Origin of the sequence: Bifidobacterium sp. RTP21102st3_E2_RTP21102_210122, from assembly GCF_040916945.1 — a bacterium.
Lineage (GTDB): Bacteria > Actinomycetota > Actinomycetes > Actinomycetales > Bifidobacteriaceae > Bifidobacterium > Bifidobacterium longum.
On record NZ_JBCPAN010000036.1, the window covers coordinates 1 to 1,045 of the forward strand.

Consider the following 1,045-nt stretch of genomic DNA (forward strand, 5'->3'; position numbering starts at 1 on the left):
TCGCCTTAATGTATCTAAGCATCATATAGACCAGCTTTAGAGCGATTACGGATGATTTAAAAGAGTTACGACCGCCCTTTAATACATTGTATGGCAATCTTGACACCCAGACAGGCTTAAAATGAGGGTTGACATTCTTCTGAACATTAAAGGTCATCTGTTGCTCCCTCCACATCACCAGCCCATTCATCTATGATGTTAATAGGCGCATCAGTTATCTTATTATTCTCTGTGCGCTCCTTATTATCCAATTTGAGCAATTTAATGCGCTCTCTTTGTTCTTGAATGTCGTACTTATCTTTTGTATTGGTTAGCTTGATGATGTTTTCTGTGGCTTTTTGATTGCCCTTTACAGCTTGCTGAAATGTGGCAAAGGCTAACAAAGCCTCATTACTGCCATCCATTCCCATATCTTCAAGTTGCTTCTTGATATTTTTATCCGTTACGTCCAATGAGAGCAACGTTTCAAATGCTTTTTTGAGGTCAGCTTTTTTACGTCTGGCTTTGCCGCTGTTTATGCCACCTTTAGATGCAATCTTCTTTACTTCGTCTTTGCTTCGTTCGCTCATTGGCTTTAAGTTTCTAGTTCCATCTCTAGGCAATTCTGACCTCCTTTCAAACAAAAAAATCACAAGTATTTATTACTTATGATTTCATTTTATTTTATTAAAAAGGGGATGTTTTACGCTGTTTTGAGACAAAAAAATAAAAAGCCCCATTTCTGGAGCTTATCTAAGTAGTCGGACGGATTTGCACCGCCATTTCTCTATGATATAGAGCGTATTCCTTCTTCAAACCACTGCCCTACTTATCTATTTCTATTATCCCATATTCTTTGAACTCTTGCAAGTAATTTCCTCTCTCTGATGGTCAGATTTCTATCACCTTTTTCATTGTGATTATATCCTTTGTGTACATGAGGAATGATTTTCTTGCCTTTTATAGTATGCGGAGATCCTGTCACATCTATCTGTCGTTTTCTTTTATTTTTTCTATCATAAAAAGATATAGATTTTATTTTATTCTGCTTGTTCACGGTGGCAAA

General features: G+C 36.7%; 2 protein-coding genes. Both read right to left on the minus strand.

What is annotated here, in order from left to right; translation table 11 throughout:
• Positions 1-146 precede the first annotated feature (146 nt).
• Positions 147-569 (minus strand): hypothetical protein, encoded by a 423-nt coding sequence (locus AB5287_RS10065; protein WP_368221190.1) that lies wholly within the window; start codon positions 567-569, stop codon positions 147-149.
• Between the two features lie 239 nt (positions 570-808).
• Positions 809-1,045 (minus strand): hypothetical protein (locus tag AB5287_RS10070; RefSeq protein ID WP_368221192.1); only part of this gene is annotated, 237 nt, incomplete at its 5' end.

What these genes read in the sequence shown, in the direction of transcription:
- AB5287_RS10065 (WP_368221190.1), bottom strand. Translation starts at nt 569, where the DNA reads ATGAGCGAACGAAGCAAAGACGAAGTAAAGAAGATTGCATCTAAAGGT.